This window comes from Spirillospora sp. CA-128828 (genome assembly GCF_050945415.1).
Lineage (GTDB): Bacteria > Actinomycetota > Actinomycetes > Streptosporangiales > Streptosporangiaceae > Spirillospora.
Map to the genome: position 1 here is coordinate 7,710,499 of NZ_CP191986.1, position 17,832 is coordinate 7,728,330.

Below are 17,832 nucleotides of genomic sequence, written 5' to 3' on the forward strand. Positions count from 1 at the left end.
GAAACACCAGAATGAGGCGCATGAGCGAGCGACTCTCCCGGCGCGCCGTGAACCGCGCCACGCTGGACCGGCAGCTCCTTCTCGCCCGGGCGGCGATGCCCGTGGTCGAGGCCGTCGAGCGGCTGGACGGGCTCCAGGCGCAGACCCCGCACTCCTGGTACGCGGGGCTCGGCATCCGGCTCGACCACGTCACGCCCGAGGACGTCGCGGACCTGCTGGCCGGCCGGCGGATCGTCCGGCTCGCGCTGATGCGGTCGACGATCCACCTGGTCAGCGCGCGGGACGCGCTGTGGCTGCGACCGCTGATCCAGCCCGTCCTCGACCGGGACCTGTTCCGGAACCACACGCACGGCAAGCCCGTCCAGGGCCTGGACATGGACGAGCTGGTCGCCGCCGCCCGGCCGCTTCTGGAGGAGAAACCGCTGACCGGACGGCAGCTCGGCGCGCTGCTCGCCGAGCATGGCCGGGAGGCGGGCTGGGGCGACCGCGCCGAGGCCTCCCTCGCCTACGCGGCACGCTGCCGGATGGCGCTCGTGCAGGTGCCGCCGCGCGGCGTGTGGGGGAAGAGCGGCCCGATCGCGCACACGACCGCCGAGGCCTGGCTGGGCGAGCCGCTCGCGGAGGAGGCGACGCTGGACGAGATGATCCTGCGCTATCTGGCGGCGTTCGGCCCCGCTTCCGTGATGGACGTGCAGGCATGGTCCGGTCTGACGAGGCTGAAGACCGTGATGGACAGGCTCCGCCCCCGCCTGGTCACGTTCGAGGACGAGAACGGGCGCGAACTCTTCGACCTTCCGGACGCGCCGCGTCCGGCCCCGGACACCCCGGCGCCCCCGCGCCTCCTGTACGACTTCGACAACCTGCTGCTCTCGCACGCCGACCGCAGCCGGTTCGTCACGGAGCAGTACCGCGCGCAGAACTATCCCGCCAGAAGGCCCGCGCCCAGCATCGTCCTCCTCGACGGCGTCACCGCGGGGGAATGGACGCTGGAGACCGGGCGGGACGAGGCCGTCCTGACGATCAGGACGTATGAGAAGGTCTCGGCGGACGACGCGGAGGCACTGGAGGCCGAGGCGCACCGGCTCATCGGATTCGCCGCCGCGGGCACCGAGACCCGGACGGTCCGTGTGACCACCTTGTCTACTGACGAGTAGTTTACGGGCTTCCGTTGGGGTTACCTTTGCCCCCATGCGGCGAATCGCGCTCGTGTTACTGGCGGTCTCCCTGGCACTCGCGGGCTGCACCGAGAAGCCCGGCGAGAAGGGCGAGGAGGGCGGGCGCCCGGAGAAGGTGGACGGCATCCCCACCTCGCAGGGCACCCACAAGCAGAAGCTCGACGTGGGGACGATCGGGCACCGCGAGTACCTGCTGCACGTCCCGGCCAAGATGGCGGACGGCAAGTGGCAGAGCGGCAAGCCCGCCGATCCGCCCGCGCTGGTCATCGCCCTGCACGGCGGCCTGGCCGACATGAGCCAGATGGAGAAGCTGACCGGGTTCGACAGGCTGTCGGACGAGCACGGCTTTCTCGTCGCCTACCCCGACGGCTTCATGACCACCTGGAACGCCGGCGACTGCTGCGGCGCCGCGAAGATCGGCCACATCGACGACGTCGGCTTCCTCGGCAAGCTGATCGACAAGGTCACCGGCGCCGGGATGGCCGACCCGAAGCGGGTCTACGTCACCGGCTTCTCCAACGGTGCCGGGATGGCCTACCGGATGGCCTGCGAGAAGCCGGGCGAGATCGCGGCCATCGGGGTCGTCGAGGGCGCGCTCGTGACGAAGTGCGATCCCGGCCGGCCGGTCTCGGCGATGATCTTCCACGGGACGGCGGACCGGAACGTCCCCTACGACGGCGGCGGGAACCGCGACTTCAACGACAGCCGTCCGTTCCCGCCGGTGTCCAGGGCGGTCGACTTCTGGCGCAAGGTCGCCGGGCTGCCCGAGCCGCATGAGCGGGTGAAGGCGCTGAGCGACGGCACGAACTGCGAGAGCACGGGCAAGAGCGGGCGCGGCGTCGCGGTGACCTTCTGCAAGATCAATGGCGGGACGCACCGCTGGCCGGACGAGGCCGGCGCGATGCTCTGGAACTTCTTCGCCACCCATCCTCGTACATGAGGAGTTTTCATATTTGCCCGGTAGAGTGGCAGTGTGACGAGCATGAACCTCCGGGACCGCTATGACACCGCGACGGCCGGAATCGAGGCGCCGTTCGCCGTCGTCGACCTCGCGGCCTTCCGCGCCAACGCCGCCGGCCTCGTGCGCCGCGCCGCGGGCAAACCGATCCGGGTCGCGAGCAAGTCGGTGCGCTGCCGGGCGCTCCTGGAGGACGTCCTCGCGATGGACGGCTTCGCCGGGATCATGGCGTTCACCCTGCCCGAGGCGCTCTGGCTGGCCGGAGAGGGCGTCAGCGACGACATCCTCGTCGCCTACCCGACCGCCGACCGGACGGCGATCGCCGCGCTGGCGGACGACCCCCGGGCGGCCCGCGCCATCACGCTGATGGTCGACTCCCCCGAGCACCTCGACCTGATCGAGGCCGCCGCCGGCGACCGGACGATCAGGGTCTGCATCGACATCGACGCCTCCTACCGTCCGCTCGGCGGGCGGATCCGGATCGGCGCGCTGCGCTCCCCGCTGCGCACCGCCGCCGACGTCCGTGCGCTCGCCGAGCGGATCCTCAAGCGGCCGTCGCTCGACCTCGTCGGGCTGATGGCCTACGAGTCGCAGATCGCCGGCGTCGGGGACGTCCCGCCCGGCCGTCCCGCGCGGGGCCGCGTCATCCGCGCCATGCAGCGGCAGTCCCGGGCGGAGCTGGCCCGGCGCCGGGCGGCGATCGTCCGCGCCGTGCGGGAGCTGACCGACCTGGAGTTCGTCAACGGCGGCGGCACCGGCAGCGTCGAGAAGACCGCCGCCGAACGCGCCGTCACCGAGGTCGCCGCGGGCTCCGGCCTCTACCAGCCGCACCTGTTCGACCAGTACTCCAACTTCACCGGGCGGCCCGCCGCGCTGTTCGCGCTGCCCGTCGTCCGCCGCCCGGCCCCCGGCGTCGCGACCTGCCTCGGCGGCGGCTACCTGGCATCCGGCCCGGCCGACGCCGTCCGCCTCCCCCAGCCCTACCTGCCGACCGGGCTGGCCTACGACGGCAACGAGGGCGCGGGCGAGGTGCAGACGCCGCTGCTCGGCCGCGCCGCCGACCTGCTGTCCGTCGGCGACCGCGTCTGGTTCCGCCACACCAAGGCCGGCGAACTCTGCGAACGCTTCGCCGCCCTCCACCTCATCGAAGACGACCACCACGTCCGCACCGTCCCCACCTACCGAGGCGAGGGCCACACGTTCCTGTGAGCACCGCCGGACGGTCTACGTTGGGAGCATGAGCGATGCTCCTTTGATCAGTGTGCGCGGTGAGGCGGTGCTGGAGGCCGAGCCGGAGATCGCGCGGCTGTCGGTGCACGTGCAGTCACAGGAGTCCGACCGGCGCACCGCCCTCGACCGGCTCACCGAGCGGAACCAGCGCTGCCTCGAGCTGGTCAAGTCCTATGGCGAGGCCGTCGAGAAGCTGGAGACGGGCGGGCTGTCGATCACGCCCCTGCTGAAGTACCGGCGGCGCGAGGGCGACATCCGCGCCTACCGCGGCACCGTCTGGATCAAGATCTCGGTCAGCGACTTCGGGGTGCTCGGCGAGCTGGTGGCACGGCTCGGCGACCTGGAGCGCACCGCCGTCACCGGGCCGGACTGGGAGCTGCGGCGCGACAGCGAGGTGTACCGGCGGGCCGCGCGGCAGGCGGCACACGAGGCCGTCGCGCGCGCCCGCAGCTACGCCGAGGCGCTCGGCGCCCGGCTCACCGGCCTGGTCGAGCTGTCGGACGAGGGGCTCGGCCGCGACGTGGACGCGGGTGGGCCCGTCGCGCTCGCCGCCTACGGGCGCGGGATGGGCGACGCCGCCGAGGAGCCCGAGCCGATCGACCTGGAGCCCGAGACGCAGATCGTCCGCGCCACCGTCGAGGCCCGGTTCACCGCGACGCCCCCCGACCTCGGCTGAACGGCCGCGGGCCCGGCCCCGTACTCCATGGTGTGGGAGGAACGGACTGCTGGACCTACCGCGCCGGTCTCGGCGTCTACGCGATCGGGCGGCTCGCCGGCGCCGAGGCGGACGAGCTGTCGGCGCATCTGCGCGGCTGCCCGCCGTGCCGCGCCGAACTCGCCGAGCTCCGCGACGTCGCCGAACTCCTCGCGCACTCCGCCCGGCTGTGGGGCGGCGCCGTCCAGGCGCGCAAGGACACGGTCCCCGGACGCAAAGACGCCGGCCGCGGAACGCGGACCGGCGCCTTCCGGAGGGGCGTCAGCGGCGCTTGCGCCTACGGCGCCAGAGGACCAGGGCGGTCACGGTGACGGCCGCCCCGACGCCCGCGAGCAGCAGCCGCCTGTCGAGCTGACCGCCCTCGCGCTCCTCGTCGTCCACGTCGTCCTTCGCCTCGTCGGACGGGCGGACCAGCGCGCCGAGGGCCTTGGCGACATGGTCCGCCTCCTCCTTCAGCCGCTCTGCGCCCCGCTGCGCGATGTGCTTCGGGTTGGCCCGGTCGGCGAGCTCGTCGATGGTGCGGGCCAGCTCCTGGCGGGTGCGCTCTATCTCCCGTTCCAGCGCCTGCGGGTCGCGGCTCCTGTCAGCCATGCCGTTTCCTATCGTGTCGGGCGGACTCGCGTGGGGCGAAACCATGACGAGCCAAGCATGATCCGAACAGTGTCGCAGGTCTTCCCGGCGGACGCCCGTCACACCCCAGCCGGTACCGTTGGACCCACCATCCGAGCGAAAGGCGGGTCAGGGTGTCCGAGCGGCTGCAGCCGGGCGACGTCGCCCCCGGTTTCGAACTTCCCGACGCCGACGAGGCTCCGGTGTCGCTGGCCTCGCTGCGCGGCAAGCGCGTGATCCTCTACTTCTACCCGGCGGCGATGACGCCCGGGTGCACCAAGGAGTCGGTCGACTTCGAGAGCAGCCTGCCCGAGTTGGAGGCCGCCGGCGTCACCGTCGTCGGCGTCTCCCCCGACAAGCCGGCGAAGCTCGCCAAGTTCCGGGAGAAGGAGGGGCTCACCTTCCCGCTCCTGTCCGACCCGGACGCCGAGGTCCTGCAGGCCTACGGCGCCTACGGGGAGAAGAAGCTGTACGGCAAGGTCGTGGTCGGCGTCATCAGGTCGACCTTCCTCATCGGCGCCGACGGCAAGATCGAGAAGGCGTACTACAACGTGAAGGCCACCGGCCACGTCGAGCGCCTCCGCCGCGAACTCGGGCTCTAGAGGTGTGGGGGTCGCCCCCGCGTCCCCTCTCGGGGGTGTGGGGGTCGCCCCCCACGAGACGCCGATCCGGCCCGCGCGCTGCGCGGGCCGGTGCGGGCGGGGGGATTCGAACCCCCACGGTGTCGCCACCAACAGGACCTAAACCTGCCGCGTATACCTGATTTCGCCACGCCCGCCGGTGCCGCCCTCAGGAGGCGCGTTCAGCTTAGCGGCTGTCACCGGTGGGCGTCGGGGCCGTTTTCCCGCCCTGGAGCACGGCGTCCCGTCCGGCGGGCTCGGCGGCCGAGTGGCGGGGCGCACGGTACAGCGCCGCGACGACGACGGCGGTGACGGCGAGCGCGACCGACGCGGTGAGGAACGCGGACTGGACGCCGTCGCTGAACGCCGCCCTCGCCTGGTCCGCGGCCTGCGGGCCGAGCCGCATCGCCACCGCCAGGGACGTCTTCGCCTGCTCGGCGGCCGGGCCCGGCAGGTTGCCGACATCGAGGTTCGCCCGGTAGGCGGACTGCAGGATGCTGCCGAGGACGGCGATGCCGAGCGCGCCGCCGAGCTCGCGGGCCAGGTCGTTCATCGCCGAGCCCACGCCCTGCTTCTCGGGCGGCAGCGCGTCGGTGATCGAGGCGGTGGACGGGGTCATGGCGAGGCCCATCCCCGCGCCGAACGGGATCAGGCCCGCGAGCAGCAGCCAGTAGGTGCTCTGCTCGTCCAGCAGGGAGAAGATCACCATCGCGACGGCGACCAAGACGAGGCCGGCCGTGATGACCCGGCGCGGGCCCAGCTTCGCGGCCAGCCGCGGCGCGACACCGCGGGCGAACGGCATCATCGTGAGCGCCATGGGCACCAGGCTGAGCGCCCCGACCAGCGCGCTGTGCCCCTTCACCAGCTGCAGGTACTGCAGGATGATGAAGACGAAGCCGAAGAAGCCGAAGAACTGCAGGGTGATGGTGAGGGCGCCCGCGGAGAACGCCCGGATGCGGAACAGCCGCGGGTCGAGCAGCGGGTTCGGCCGCTTCAGCTCCCAGAGGACGAAGCCCGCGAGGATGACGAGGGCGGCGGCGAGGCCCAGCAGCGTCCGGGCGCTGCCCCACCCCTCGGTCGGCGCCTCGATGATCGAGTAGACGCCGGCGCCCAGCCCGGCGACGGTGATCACGGCGCCGGCCAGGTCCAGCCGCGGCGCGTCCGGGTCGGCGGACTCCGGGACGACCGCGAGCGTCGCGACCAGCGCGATCACCGCGAGGACGACGTTCATCCAGAACACCGACCGCCACGACCACGCCTCCAGCAGGGTGCCCGACACCAGCAGCCCGAAGATGGCGCTGGCGCCGGCGACACCGGCCCAGGCGCCGACCGCGCGGGTGCGCTGCGCGGCCGGGAACGTGGAGGTGATCGTCGACAGCGTCGCCGGCATCACCAGCGCCGCGCCGACGCCGAGGACGGCGCGCATCGCGATCAGCCAGCCCGGGTCGCTGGCCAGCGCGGCGGCGGCCGAGCCCGCCGCGAAGACGACCAGCCCGGTGGCGAGCGCGCGGCGGCGCCCGTAGCGGTCGCCGATGGCGCCGCCGAGCAGCAGCAGGGCCGCGAAGGCGAGCGCGTACGCGTCGATGATCCACGCGAGCTCGGTCAGGCCGGCGTGGGTGTCGCGGGCGATCGACGGCACCGCGGTGTTGAGGGACGCCACGGCCGACACGACCGTGGCGAGGGACAGCATCACGGCCGGCAGCACCGCGCGATGGACGGTGCCCGGCCCCTCATCGGTGGTCTTCATGCTTCGACTCTGGCCCTTGCCGGAGCTATATTTCAACTGTGATGAATAAATCCGGGACGTCGCGCGGGCGCAGGCGCGGCAGCCCCGACACCCGCGAGGCGATCCTCACCGTGGCCCGCCGCCGCTTCCTCGCCGACGGCTACGCGCCCGTCACGATGCGGGCCATCGCCGCCGAGGCCGGCGTGGACGCCGCGCTGATCAGCTATTTCTTCGGGTCGAAGAAGGGTCTGTTCGGCGCGGTGCTGGGGCTCGTCGCCAACCCGCCCGAGGTGCTCGCGAGCGCGCTGCCCGGCGACCCCGCCACGCTGCCCGAACGGGTCCTGCACGCGCTGCTGACCGCCTGGGACGATCCCGAACGGGGCGGGCCGCTGATCTTCATGGTGCGCACCGCGCCGCAGGACCCGGAGCTGACCAGGCTGGTGCGGGAGATCCTGGAACGCGAGATGATCGACCGCATCGCCGAGTACCTGGGGGGCCACGACGCCCGGGCCCGGGCCGGCGCGTTCGGCACGCAGCTCGCCGGGCTGATCTTCGCCCGCTACCTCTTCGCCGTGGAACCCGTCGCGTCCATGGCGCCCGATGAATTAATCCACCGGCTCGCCCCCGGGGGCCGCGCCGTCCTGTACCGGTCACCGCACCGTCCCCGGATCCGGTGATCAGAAGGCCGGTCCGGGTTAGGGACGCGCCGCCCGCGAGGTTCCGGACGGGACGCCGCGCATGCCACCGCAGTATTTGAAAAGAGGGTCTCGGCAGGCCGGGGGCGGGCGGCCTAGGCTGGTCGGGTCCGTCCGCCCCGCGCAGTCGGTGACACCATCATGACCACACAACCGGCGGGAACGCCGTGAGCGACGATCTGACGCATCGCCTGCTGCCCTACGCCGGGGTGGAGGAGTACCTCGGCGGCGCCGTGCCGTTCCTGCGCGCCGGCGTCGAGGCCGGCGACCGCGTCCTCGCGGTGTGCGGGCAGGGACGGGAGCTGCTGCTGCGCGACGCCCTCGGCCCCGCCGCGGCGGACGTCGAGTTCACCGAGGCGGCGGGCTGGTACGCGCACCCCTCCCGCACGCTGGCGGACTGCCTGGGCGACGCCTGCGCGGCCGCACGGCAGGGCACGCGGCTGCGCCTCCTCGGCGAACCGGTGTGGGCGACGCGGCCGCCGCTGGAGGTCGTCGAATGGCAGCGGGCCGAGGCCGTCCTCAACATCGCGTTCCGCGGCACCGGTGCCGCGATCATGTGCCCCTACGCGGCCGCGCTCCCCGCCTCCGTCGTCGCGGCCGGACGCAAGACGCACCCGGAGACCGTGCGCGGCGCCCGCACCCTGCCCAACCCCGGCTTCGTGAGCCCGTGGACGTACTGCGCCCAGTGCGACGAGGAGCCGCTGCCCGCGCCGCCCGAGGACGCCGAGACACTGACGATCGAACGGCCCGACCTGTACTGGCTCCGGGCGTGGGTCGCCGAGTGCGCGAGCAACACCCCTCTGCCGGAGGAGGACCGCCAGCGGCTCCTGGTCGCGGTCACCGAGGTCGTCACGAACGCGCTCCGGCACGGCGAGCCGCCCATCGTCCTGCGCATGTGGACGGACGCGTCGCAGGACGCCGCCGCGCTGGTCTGCGAGGTCACCGACACGGGGCGGTGGGCGCCGGACACCGGGTACGGCCTCGTCCCGCCGGAACCGGACGGCGGCGCACCCGGCGACGGCACGGCGGCCGGCGGCCGGTTCGGGCTGTGGGCCGTGCGGCTGCTGTGCTCCATCGTCCAGATCCGGACGGGCGAGGCCGGCACCGCCGTCCGGCTGCGGCTCGCCCTTCCCGCCGGCGTCACCACCGACATGAACACAGCGTGAGGAACTCCATGCGTTGGGCTTCCAAATATTCCGAACGGGCGTACGCTGAACAGGTCCGACTCACATCCGATGGGCAGGCCATGGAAACACCCTGGTTCGCCAAACGCCCCGTCAGCGCCGTCCGGCCCGGAGATCACGGCTGGCTGGCCTACAGCGGTCCAGAGGAGCGCGACCGGGTCATCGGGCCCTTCGTCCGGGAGGGCCTGGAGACGGACGAGAAGGTCGTGTACGTCACCGACTCCCCGCCCGAGCGGCTGCCCGGGCTCGGGCCGGCGCACCGGATCGACGTGCACGCCCACATCGCGGCGGGCCGGCTGCGGGTCATCTCCCGGCGGGACGCCTGCCTCGACCGGAGCGGCGCGTTCCAGCCGGCCATGATGGTCGACACCCTCGGACACGAGGTCGGCACGGCGTTCGACCAGGGCTTCCGGGCGGTCCGCCTCACCACCGACTACAGCTGGCTGCTGAACGAGGCGGGACGGTCCGACCTCGGCCGGATGCTGGGCTGCGAGCACCAGGTCGGCGACGCCGTCTCGCCGAGCACGATGGCGATGGCGATCTGCCAGATCGATCGGCGCGCGTGCCCGCCCGACCAGCTCAACGCCCTCCGCGACACACACGAGGTCCTCGTGGAAGTGAACCCCGAATTCGATGACGGGATCCTGAAGATAGTGCGCACATTCGAACCCGACGGGCTGCGCGTCGAGGGAGAGCTGGACGCGGCGCGGCACACGGTGTTCGCCGAGCAGCTGGGGCAGCTACGGCCGGGCGGCGGCAGCGTCCACCTCGACCTCTCCCGGCTCGGCTTCATCGACCTCGGCGGGCTGCACCTGCTGGCCAAGCACGCCACCCGGCTGCCCGCCGAATCGTCGCTGGTCCTCGACCACCTCTCACCGGACGTGGAGAGCGTCATCGAGATGGTCGGCTGGCACCGTCTTCCCGGCCTCGCCCGCGGGCGGGGGCTCCCACAGCCGGAGGGCATCGCCTGATGAGTCTGGAACACAGGGCCTTCCTGTACGGCGGCAGCGACGACTTCCTGTCGGTCAGCGTCCCGTACCTGCGATCCGGTATGGAGCGCGACCGCGTCGTGGTCGTCGTCGTCCGCGAGCCGAACCTGACCGCCCTGCGGGAGACGTTCGCACCGTACGGCGACGCGATCAGCTACTTCGACTCCGCCGACTTCTACCGGCACCCCGTCCGCACCCTGCGGGACTACCAGAACCTCGTGGAGCAGAGTGCCCCGCGCACCCTCTGCGCGCTCGCCGAGCCGGTCTGGGACGGATGGGACGAGCGGCAGACGCTCGAATGGATCCGCTACGAGTCCCTCATCAACGTGGTGTTCGCCGACTCGGGTGCGACGGCGCTGTGCCCGTACGACACCGAGATGCTGCCGCCCCGCATCCTCAACGAGGCGCGCCGCACCCATCCGCTCCTGCAGGCCCAGGGCGACCGCGGCGCGAACACCGAGTACGTCGATCCGGTGACGTTCGGGTCCCGCTGCGACCGCGGCGTCCGCCTCGACCGTCCGGCCGACGCCGAGTACCTCCCCATCGACGGCGAGGACCTGCACGCGCTGCGGTCGTTCGTCGGCGAGCGCGCCCACAAGCACGGCCTCGCCAAGCAGCAGGCCCAGAACCTCGTCACCGCCGCGAACGAGGTCGCCGCCAACGCGCTCCAGCACGGCACGCCCCCGATCGGCCTCTGGATGTGGCAGGACGGCTCCGAGCTGATCTGCGAGATCGGCGACAACGGCTTCTGGCGTCCCGGCCCCGACTCGCTGACCGGGTTCATCCCACCCGATTCGGCCCTGCAGCGCGGCTTCGGCCTGTGGACCGTCCGCCTCCTGGTCGACCTGATGGAACTCCGCGCAGGCTGGGACGGCACCTTCGTCCGCCTGCACTGCCGCTAGCCGGGGTTCATCCGGCCGGAGTGGCGGGAGGAGCGCCGGGGCCCGAGGGCCGACCTTCGGGGACCGCTGTCGGGCTCGCCGTCGGCGGGACGACGCTGGTGGTCCCCGTGGGGGTCGGCGTCGCCTTCTCCGGCGTCGTGCTCGGGCTCGTGCTCGGGCTGGGCCTTACGGTCCCGGGCCTGGCCGACGGTGTCGGAGAGGGTGAGGGCGCCGGCGAGGCCGGGGGTGCCAGCGGGCGCGGCGGGTCCGGATGCCGGACGCCCGGCCAGAACAGCACGGCGACCGCCACCAGCACGGCGGCGGTGACCGCGGCGGCCAGGGCGGGGAAGGTCCAGCGCCGCAGGGCGACGAACCGGGCGGGCGCGGCGGCCCGTCCCGCGTCCTGGAACCGGCGGACCGTACCGGGGTCCGCGCGGATCCCGTCGGCGGCCGTGCGGTAGTGGTCGCGCAGCAGGGCGTCGAGGTCGTCGTTCACGCCCGGCCCTCCCTCATGTGGCCGCGCAGTGCCGCCATGGCCCGCGCGGTGTGGCTCTTCACCGTCCCCCGGGAGATCCCGAGCGTCTCGGCGATCTCCTGCTCGCTCAGGTCGCACCAGTACCGCAGCACGATCACCGCCCGCTGCTTGGCCGGCAGGGCGCGCAGCACCTCGTCGAGGTCGCCCCCGGCGGCCCCCGGCGCCGGGGGCCCGCCGGCGAGACGCTCGACGTCGGCGGCCGACCCGACCGGCGTGGCGTGCCGGCGGGCCCGCCGCTTGTTCTCGTCGATCGCGAGGTTGACCAGCACCCTGCGCGCGTACGCCTCGGGATTGCCGTCCGCGAGGCGCCGCCACCGCCGGGCGACCCGCTCGTAGGCGACCTGGAGCAGGTCCTCCGCGAGGTGCCGGTCATAGACCAGGAACACGGCGGTGCGCAGCAGCCGGCTCGCGGTGGCGGCCACGAAGTCGTCGAACGTGATCTCCGGCCCGCGGACCTCCTGGGCGCTCAACGTGGACAGATCGCACCTACCCGCCGTGGGACGGCTTGGACGGCACCGGCCGCGCCGTCGGGTCGTGGCGGGGCGGCCTCGTGGACGGGACGGGCGTCGGCCGCACGGAGCTCGGCGACGGCCTGACGGTCGCGGGCGGCTCGGACGGCCTGGCGGTCGCGGTCGGCTCCGGCGCGGGCGGCGTCACGACCGGCGGCGTCCCACAGGAGGAGGGGACCGGCACCGGAGAGGGGCTCGCCGTGGCCGTCGGAGCCGCGCTCGCCGTGGGCGTCGGAGAGGGGCTCGCCGTGGGCGTCGGCTCGGCGCACGGCGGCGAGGGCACCGGCGACGGTGTCGCCGTCCGCGTCTCGTGCGCCGCGACGGGCGCCGCTTCCTCGGACGAGCCCGAGCCGGCGGCCAGCCAGACGCCCGCGGCGACGAGGCCCGTACCGCCCAGTCCGGCCAGCGCGAGCAGCGGCCCGCGGCGGATGCGACCCTTGTCGATCATGTTGCTCCTCGGGGGGAAGACTTCCTTACACCCCCGATAACCCCCGCCCGGCCCCGTCCGGTTGTCACGCCGCCGGGATTTCCTCGCGGACGTCAGGCGAGGCCGGCCGCCGACAGCGCGTCGGGGACGATGCCCGCCAGGGCGCGGAAGGCGCGGCCGCGGTGGCTGATGGCGTCCTTCTCCTCCGCCGTCATCTCGGCGGTGGTGCGGGTCTCGCCGTCCGGGACGAAGACCGGGTCGTAGCCGAAGCCGCCGGTGCCGCGGGGCTCGCGGATGATCGTGCCGTGCACCCGGCCCTCGACGCAGTGCTCGACGCCGCCCGGGACGACGAGGGCGGCCGCGCACACGAACGAGCCGCCGCGGCGGCCGTCGGCGACGTCGGCGATCTGGTCGAGCACCAGCCGCAGGTTCGCGGCGTCGCGGTCGCCGGCGCCGAACCGCCCCGACCAGCGGGCGGACAGGACGCCGGGCATGCCGTTCAGCGCGTCCACGCACAGGCCGGAGTCGTCGGCGACGGCGGGCAGGCCGGTGAACGCGGAGATCGCGCGGGCCTTCAGCAGCGCGTTGCCCTCGAAGGTGAGCTCGGTCTCCGGCACGTCGGGCGCGCCGGGGAACTCGTCGAGCCCGGCGATGTCGAGCCCGCCGAGGATCCGGCGCAGCTCACGGACCTTGCCCTGGTTGTGGGTCGCGAGCACGATCCGGGTCATCGGCCGAGCGCCTCGTTCTGCAGCCGGGTCAGCTCGGCGCAGCCGCCCGCCGCGAGGTCGAGCAGCGCGTCCAGCTCGGCCCGGTCGAACGGGGCGCGCTCGGCGGTGCCCTGCACCTCGGCGAACCGGCCGTCGCCGGTGCACACCACGTTCATGTCGGTGTTGGCGGCGCCGTCCTCCTCGTAGCACAGGTCGAGGCGGGGCTCGCCGGCCACGACCCCGACGCTGACCGCGGCGACCGAGGTGACGAGCGGGTCGCCCCTCAGCAGCCTGCGCCCCCGCATCCAGCTCACCGCGTCGGCGAGCGCGACGTACGCACCGGTGATCGCGGCGGTGCGGGTGCCGCCGTCGGCCTGCAGGACGTCGCAGTCGAGCTGGACGGTGTTCTCGCCGAGCGCCTTGAAGTCGACGCACGCCCGGATGGACCGGCCGATCAGCCGGGAGATCTCGTGGGTGCGCCCGCCGATCCGCCCCCTGACCGACTCGCGGTCGTTGCGGGTGTTGGTCGCGCGGGGCAGCATCGCGTACTCGGCGGTGACCCAGCCGAGGCCGCTGTCGCGCCGCCAGCGGGGCACCGAGTCCTGGACGGACGCGGCGCACAGCACCCGGGTCGCACCGAACTCGACGAGCACCGACCCCTCCGCGTGGTCGAGCCACCCCCGCTGGATGCGGACGGGACGGAGCTGGTCGGGTGCACGATCGTCAGGGCGAGCCATGCGCCCAACCCTAGCGGGACTCAGAGGGTGTACTGGGCGCCCACGCGGGCCAGGTCGATGGGGCCGTCGTAGCCCGCGGCCTTGGCCTCCTTGATGGAGAGGTCCGGGTCGTTCCACGGCACCAGATGGGTGAGGACGAGCCGTCCCACATCGGCGCGGGCGGCGTGCTCGGCGGCCTCGCGGGCGGTCAGGTGCAGTTCGGACGGCAGCCCGGGCCCGTCCAGGAAGGACGCCTCGCAGAGGAACAGGTCGGCGCCGGACGCCAGCTCGACCAGGTCCTCGGACGCGCCGGTGTCGCCCGAGTAGGCGAGGGCCCGGCCCTCGTGCTCGATGCGGAACGCGTACGCCTCGACCGGGTGCGGCATCAGCGCGGTCGTCACCCGGAACGGCCCGATCTCGTAGGGGCCGCGGCGGAGCGTGTGGAAGTCGAACGTCCCGGACATGCCCGGATGGGGTTCGAGGTCGTACGCCCGCGCCATCCGGGCGGCCGTGCCGGCCGGGCCGTGCACCGGGATCCGCGGCACCGGGCCGCTCGGCCGGTAGGTGCGCGCCACCCAGTACCCGCACAGGTCCAGGCAGTGATCGGCGTGCAGGTGCGAGATGCATACGGCGTCGATCTCGTACAGCGAGCGGAACCGCTGCAGCGACCCGAGCGCGCCGTTGCCGAGGTCGAGCACCAGCGCGTAGCCGTCCGCCTCGATCAGGTAGCTGGACGCGGGGCTGTCCGGTCCGGGGAAACTGCCGGAGCAGCCGATCACAGTGACCCGCACTCTCACTCCTCCTCTTGGACTCCCCGAGGAATCAGGTGGTCAGAGCCTTGCCCAACACGTTCTCCACCGAACCGATCTCCGGACCGAGGAACCGGCGGCCGAGCTCGGCGAACACGGCGGGGTCCCCGGTGGCACGGAACCGGTGCCGCGGCCGGGGCTTCGCCTCGGCGCGGGCCAGCCCCCGATCGTGCAGCACTCGGTACACGTCCTTGGCGGTCTCGTCGGCGCTTGAGACCAGTGTGACCCCGTCTCCCACCACATACGAGATGACGCCTGTCAAAAGGGGATAGTGCGTGCAGCCGAGGATGAGGGTGTCGCATCCCGCGTCCACGATCGGACGCAGATACCCGCGGGCGGCCTCCAGCAGTTCGGCGCCCATCGTGACGCCCGCCTCGACGAACTCGACGAAGCGCGGGCAGGCGGCGCTGACCAGCTCGATGTGCGGCGCGGCGGCGAACGCGTCGTCGTAGGCGCGGCTGTTCACGGTGGCCTGGGTGGCGATCAGGCCGACCCGCCCGTTGGACGTGGCGCGGGCCGCGCGCCGGGTCGCCGGGTTGATGACCTCCACCACGGGGACGTCGTAGCGCTCGCGGGCGTCGCGCAGCATCGCCGAGCTGGCGCTGTTGCAGGCGATCACCAGCATCTTCACGCCCTGGTCGACGAGCTCGTCCAGCATCTCCAGGGCGTAGGCGCGGACCTCCGCGATGGGACGCGGCCCGTACGGCTGGCGGGCGGAGTCCCCCAGGTAGACGATCGGCTCGTTCGGCAGCTGGTCGAGGATGGCGCGGGCCACCGTGAGGCCCCCGAAACCACTGTCGAAGATCCCGATGGGCGCGTCTGGGAGGCCGTCCCCCCGGGATGGATCTGACATGGAGCACAAGGCTAGGCGACAGGACCCCGCCCAGGTGCGTCATGCGTTGGACATCACATCGTCACGTGCCGGAAAACCGTCCAGCTCACGCCCGGGACGCGCGATCCGGTCGTCTGACGCGCCGAAACGCCGACCGGTCCCCCGGAGCGGAGCGGAGGGAGCCGGGTCGGCTGGCTCTTGCGGGGGGGTGAGGGGGGTCGTCCCCCACAGGAGACCGGTGGATCTCGTCACGCGGCTCAGGAGCGGGCGCGGGGGACGCGGGCGATCTGGCGGCTCTGCGCGACGAGGCGGCCGGCGGTGTCCCAGACCTCGACCTCCTCGTCGAACCAGCCGTCGGACAGGAGCCGTCCGGTGCCGTGGACGGCGAGCCAGCCGGGGGCCGGGACCGCCCGCATGTGCCAGGTCAGCTCGACGGTCGGGGCCCAGCCCTGCGCGCCGAGGTTCAGCGCGACGGGGGGCAGCGCGTCCACGGCGAGGGCGAGGGAGCAGCCGTCGGGCTCGTGGCCGCAGCGGTGCCGGAACCAGGCGCGGATCTCGGGACGCCCGCTCGGCTGCCCGTCGAGCCAGCCCATCGTGGTCCGGTCGAAGCGCATGTCGACCCGGTCGGCGAAGCCGCGGCCGCCGGTCGGCGGCTGGAAGTCGGTGCACTCCTCCAGCGGCGGCATCATGGCGGGCGGCCCGGCGGCGTAGCCGGGCTCGGCAGCGGGGTCGAGGGTGCCGGTCGTGATCAGCGCGTCCACGACGGGACGGTCGTCCTGGAGGAGGGTGACCAAGGACGAGGCGGCCGTGCGTCCCTCCTTGCGCGAGTCGACGAGCAGCAGGGCCGGGCCGGCCTTGGCGACGCGGTGGAAGTTGGCCGCGGTGGAGACCGGGTGCTCGTGCGGTGAGGCGTCCACGGCGGCGCGGGCGAGCACGGCCATCAGGTAGCCGCCGTTGAGCGCCTCGCCGATGCCGTAGCCGCCGTCCAGGACGGCCTCGTAGCGCCCCTCGCCGACCCGCTCGACGGCCGTCGCCTCGCCGAACCCGCTCATCTCTCCTCCTGTGGGAGGACGAGCCCCCACGCCCCCCGGTTCGCCATCGCCCATCCGCGCTCTCCCGCGTCGACCGCGCCGGCCGGAGGACCGGCACGATTCTAGAATCACGTTCGAGAACGAACTCTACCGTGCCGGACCGCCCCCCGAACATGCCAGGGCAGGCGTACGGGAGGCGGGTCGGGTGCAGCGGCGGCCGGTCAGGCCCAGAGCTGGCCTTCGAGGCGGGCCTCGGCCTCTTCGAGGGTGCCGCCGTACGCGCCGGTGGACAGGTACTTCCAGCCGCCGTCGGCGACGACGAACGCGATGTCGGCGCGTTCGCCGGCCTTGACCGCCTTGTTCGCCATCCCGATCGCCGCGTGCAGCGCGCCGCCCGTCGAGATGCCCGCGAAGATGCCCTCCTGCTCCAGCAGCTCGCGGGTGCGGCGCAGCGCGTCCCGGGAGCCGACCGAGAACCGGGTGGTCAGCACCGAGTCGTCGTACAGCTCGGGGATGAAGCCCTCGTCGATGTTGCGCAGCCCGTACACCAGCTCCCCGTACCGGGGCTCCGCCGCCACGATCCGGATGCCGGGCACCCGCTCGCGCAGGAACCGGCCGACGCCCATCAGCGTGCCCGTCGTGCCGAGCCCGGCGACGAAGTGCGTCACCGACGGCAGGTCCGCGAGGATCTCCGGGCCGGTCGTCTCGTAGTGCGCGAGCGCGTTGGCCTCGTTGCCGTACTGGTAGAGCATCACCCAGTCGGGGTTCTCCTCCGCCAGCCCCTTCGCCACCCGGACGGCCTCGTTCGAGCCGCCCGCCGCCGGGGAGAAGATGATCCGCGCGCCCCACATCTCCAGCAGCTGGCGGCGCTCGGCGGAGGTGTTCTCGGGCATCACGCAGACGATCTCGTAGCCGCGCAGCTTGGCGACCATGGCCAGCGAGATGCCGGTGTTGCCGGACGTCGGCTCCAGGATGGTGCAGCCGGGGGTCAGCAGCCCCTCCTTCTCCGCCTTCTCGACCATGTAGAAGGCGGGCCGGTCCTTCACCGAGCCGGTGGGGTTGCGGTCCTCCAGCTTCGCCCAGAGCCGCACGTCCTCGCTGGGCGACAGCCGCGGCAGCCCGACCAGCGGGGTGCGGCCGAGCGAGTCCAGCAGTGAGTCGAAACGCATGTCCGGCCCGGCTCAGCCGCCGGCTACGGCCGGGAGGATGGTGACGTTGTCGCCGTCGGCGACCTGCGTCTCCAGCCCGCCGAGGAAGCGCACGTCCTCGTCGTTCAGGTAGACGTTGACGAACTTGCGCAGACCCTTGTCGTCCACCAGCCGGCCGCGCAGGCCGGCGTGCCGGGAGTCCAGGTCGGCGAACAGCTCGTCGAGCGTGCCGCCCTTGCCCTCGACGGCCTTCGCGCCATCGGTGAGGTTGCGCAGGATCGTCGGGATCCGGACCTCGATCGCCATCGCGGTGATCTCCTTCTACGTCGTACGGGG

Annotated in this window: 22 protein-coding genes and 1 tRNA gene; 11 read left to right on the plus strand and 12 right to left on the minus strand. The window is 73.1% G+C overall.

Annotated elements, in window-relative coordinates; all coding sequences use genetic code 11:
- Positions 1–20: 20 nt before the first annotated feature.
- From ACQPXG_RS37025 to ACQPXG_RS37045, 5 genes are read left to right on the plus strand one after another with little or no spacing between them, the layout of a single operon-like run.
- Entirely contained in the window at positions 21–1,154 is a 1,134-nt protein-coding gene (locus ACQPXG_RS37025; RefSeq protein ID WP_433463796.1) for a winged helix DNA-binding domain-containing protein, read from the plus strand.
- A 34-nt stretch (positions 1,155–1,188) separates the two neighbouring features.
- Complete coding sequence (locus tag ACQPXG_RS37030) at positions 1,189–2,115, plus strand: alpha/beta hydrolase family esterase (protein ID WP_433463797.1); 927 nt, start codon at positions 1,189–1,191, stop codon at positions 2,113–2,115.
- A gap of 42 nt (positions 2,116–2,157) precedes the next feature.
- Positions 2,158–3,342, plus strand: a complete 1,185-nt coding sequence (locus tag ACQPXG_RS37035) for an amino acid deaminase/aldolase (protein WP_433470116.1) — start codon at positions 2,158–2,160, stop codon at positions 3,340–3,342.
- 28 nt (positions 3,343–3,370) lie between these two features.
- Positions 3,371–4,039, plus strand: coding sequence for an SIMPL domain-containing protein (locus tag ACQPXG_RS37040; protein WP_433463798.1), 669 nt, complete (start codon positions 3,371–3,373; stop codon positions 4,037–4,039).
- A 32-nt stretch (positions 4,040–4,071) separates the two neighbouring features.
- Positions 4,072–4,389: a zf-HC2 domain-containing protein gene (locus ACQPXG_RS37045; protein ID WP_433463799.1), complete on the plus strand. Its 318-nt coding sequence runs from the start codon at positions 4,072–4,074 to the stop codon at positions 4,387–4,389.
- On the opposite strand, the gene ACQPXG_RS37050 is transcribed toward ACQPXG_RS37045, so the two are convergent.
- A complete protein-coding gene (locus ACQPXG_RS37050; RefSeq protein WP_433463800.1) occupies positions 4,340–4,669 on the minus strand; it encodes a DUF3618 domain-containing protein in 330 nt (109 codons plus the stop codon). The two genes, ACQPXG_RS37045 and ACQPXG_RS37050, sit on opposite strands and share 50 nt — an antisense overlap.
- Positions 4,670–4,821: 152 nt before the next feature.
- On the opposite strand from ACQPXG_RS37050, the gene bcp reads away from it, so the two are divergent.
- Positions 4,822–5,289, plus strand: a complete 468-nt coding sequence (gene bcp, locus ACQPXG_RS37055) for a thioredoxin-dependent thiol peroxidase (protein ID WP_433463801.1) — start codon at positions 4,822–4,824, stop codon at positions 5,287–5,289.
- Between the two features lie 91 nt (positions 5,290–5,380).
- On the opposite strand, the gene ACQPXG_RS37060 is transcribed toward bcp, so the two are convergent.
- Together ACQPXG_RS37060 and ACQPXG_RS37065 are read right to left on the minus strand one after the other, a co-directional pair.
- Positions 5,381–5,465, minus strand: a tRNA-Leu gene (locus tag ACQPXG_RS37060).
- Positions 5,466–5,494: 29 nt separating this feature from the next.
- Positions 5,495–7,054 carry an MFS transporter gene (locus tag ACQPXG_RS37065; RefSeq protein WP_433463802.1) on the minus strand — a complete coding sequence of 520 codons (1,560 nt, stop codon included), beginning with the start codon at positions 7,052–7,054 and terminating at the stop codon, positions 5,495–5,497.
- Positions 7,055–7,095: 41 nt separating this feature from the next.
- On the opposite strand from ACQPXG_RS37065, the gene ACQPXG_RS37070 reads away from it, so the two are divergent.
- The 4 genes from ACQPXG_RS37070 (at position 7,096) to ACQPXG_RS37085 (ending at position 10,803) form a co-directional block, all read left to right on the plus strand.
- The gene (locus tag ACQPXG_RS37070) at positions 7,096–7,710 is read left to right on the plus strand and encodes a TetR family transcriptional regulator (RefSeq protein ID WP_433463803.1); all 615 of its coding nucleotides are present in this window, start codon (positions 7,096–7,098) and stop codon (positions 7,708–7,710) included.
- A gap of 185 nt (positions 7,711–7,895) precedes the next feature.
- Complete coding sequence (locus ACQPXG_RS37075) at positions 7,896–8,894, plus strand: anti-sigma factor RsbA family regulatory protein (RefSeq protein ID WP_433463804.1); 999 nt, start codon at positions 7,896–7,898, stop codon at positions 8,892–8,894.
- 80 nt (positions 8,895–8,974) lie between these two features.
- Positions 8,975–9,883, plus strand: coding sequence for an MEDS domain-containing protein (locus ACQPXG_RS37080; RefSeq protein WP_433463805.1), 909 nt, complete (start codon positions 8,975–8,977; stop codon positions 9,881–9,883).
- Positions 9,883–10,803 carry an anti-sigma factor RsbA family regulatory protein gene (locus ACQPXG_RS37085; protein WP_433463806.1) on the plus strand — a complete coding sequence of 307 codons (921 nt, stop codon included), beginning with the start codon at positions 9,883–9,885 and terminating at the stop codon, positions 10,801–10,803. The genes ACQPXG_RS37080 and ACQPXG_RS37085 overlap by 1 nt, the downstream gene beginning before the upstream one ends.
- Positions 10,804–10,810: 7 nt before the next feature.
- Here the strand turns inward: ACQPXG_RS37085 and ACQPXG_RS37090 are convergent, their stop codons facing one another.
- Entirely contained in the window at positions 10,811–11,278 is a 468-nt protein-coding gene (locus ACQPXG_RS37090) for a hypothetical protein (RefSeq protein WP_433463807.1), read from the minus strand.
- Positions 11,275–11,787, minus strand: a complete 513-nt coding sequence (locus tag ACQPXG_RS37095; protein WP_433463808.1) for a SigE family RNA polymerase sigma factor — start codon at positions 11,785–11,787, stop codon at positions 11,275–11,277. Before ACQPXG_RS37095 ends, ACQPXG_RS37090 begins: the two co-directional genes overlap by 4 nt.
- A gap of 35 nt (positions 11,788–11,822) precedes the next feature.
- On the opposite strand from ACQPXG_RS37095, the gene ACQPXG_RS37100 reads away from it, so the two are divergent.
- Positions 11,823–12,314, plus strand: a complete 492-nt coding sequence (locus ACQPXG_RS37100) for a hypothetical protein (protein ID WP_433463809.1) — start codon at positions 11,823–11,825, stop codon at positions 12,312–12,314.
- A 52-nt stretch (positions 12,315–12,366) separates the two neighbouring features.
- On the opposite strand, the gene rdgB is transcribed toward ACQPXG_RS37100, so the two are convergent.
- From rdgB to ACQPXG_RS37135, 7 genes are all read right to left on the minus strand, one after another.
- Entirely contained in the window at positions 12,367–12,981 is a 615-nt protein-coding gene (rdgB, locus tag ACQPXG_RS37105; RefSeq protein ID WP_433463810.1) for an RdgB/HAM1 family non-canonical purine NTP pyrophosphatase, read from the minus strand.
- Entirely contained in the window at positions 12,978–13,697 is a 720-nt protein-coding gene (gene rph / locus ACQPXG_RS37110) for a ribonuclease PH (protein WP_433463811.1), read from the minus strand. Before rph ends, rdgB begins: the two co-directional genes overlap by 4 nt.
- Positions 13,698–13,717: 20 nt before the next feature.
- Positions 13,718–14,467, minus strand: a complete 750-nt coding sequence (locus ACQPXG_RS37115; protein ID WP_433463812.1) for an MBL fold metallo-hydrolase — start codon at positions 14,465–14,467, stop codon at positions 13,718–13,720.
- A 31-nt stretch (positions 14,468–14,498) separates the two neighbouring features.
- Positions 14,499–15,338: a glutamate racemase gene (gene murI / locus ACQPXG_RS37120; protein ID WP_433463813.1), complete on the minus strand. Its 840-nt coding sequence runs from the start codon at positions 15,336–15,338 to the stop codon at positions 14,499–14,501.
- 236 nt (positions 15,339–15,574) lie between these two features.
- The gene (locus ACQPXG_RS37125) at positions 15,575–16,369 is read right to left on the minus strand and encodes a thioesterase family protein (protein WP_433463814.1); all 795 of its coding nucleotides are present in this window, start codon (positions 16,367–16,369) and stop codon (positions 15,575–15,577) included.
- Positions 16,370–16,569: 200 nt separating this feature from the next.
- Positions 16,570–17,517, minus strand: coding sequence for a PLP-dependent cysteine synthase family protein (locus tag ACQPXG_RS37130; protein ID WP_433463815.1), 948 nt, complete (start codon positions 17,515–17,517; stop codon positions 16,570–16,572).
- A 12-nt stretch (positions 17,518–17,529) separates the two neighbouring features.
- Positions 17,530–17,802 carry a MoaD/ThiS family protein gene (locus ACQPXG_RS37135; protein WP_433463816.1) on the minus strand — a complete coding sequence of 91 codons (273 nt, stop codon included), beginning with the start codon at positions 17,800–17,802 and terminating at the stop codon, positions 17,530–17,532.
- Between the last annotated feature and the right edge of the window lie 30 nt (positions 17,803–17,832).